This is a genomic window from Bradyrhizobium sp. LeoB3, from assembly GCF_055456055.1.
The window spans coordinates 1-341 of the sequence record NZ_JBVBEF010000412.1; the positions used below are offsets into that span (position 1 = coordinate 1).

Here is a 341-nt window from a genome sequence, read left to right on the forward strand (position 1 = left end):
GTTCCGGCGAGTGTTCCAGGAGAAGCTCGTCGCGGCCCACCAGGCCGGCCGCCTGAGCTTCTTCGGCGATCACGCCCATCTCGCCGAGGCGCAATCCTTCGCGGCTTATCTCGCACCGCTGCGCAAGGCCGAATGGGTTGTCTACGCCAAGCGGCCGTTCGGTGGGCCAGAGGCAGTGCTGGCTTATCTGTCGCGCTATACCCACCGCGTCGCCATCGCCAACAGTCGCTTGATCGCCTGCGACCAGCAGGACGTCACCTTCAAGTGGAAGGACTACCGCGTCGCGGGCCGCGATCGATACAAGCAGATGACACTCGAGACCTTCGAGTTCATCCGCCGCT

At 64.2% G+C, this 341-nt stretch carries 1 protein-coding gene; it reads left to right on the top strand.

Going from position 1 to position 341, the window contains the following annotated elements:
* Nucleotides 1-341, top strand: a 341-nt coding sequence (locus ACZXDY_RS46550) for a transposase (protein WP_464350111.1), incomplete at both ends; no start/stop codon positions are given.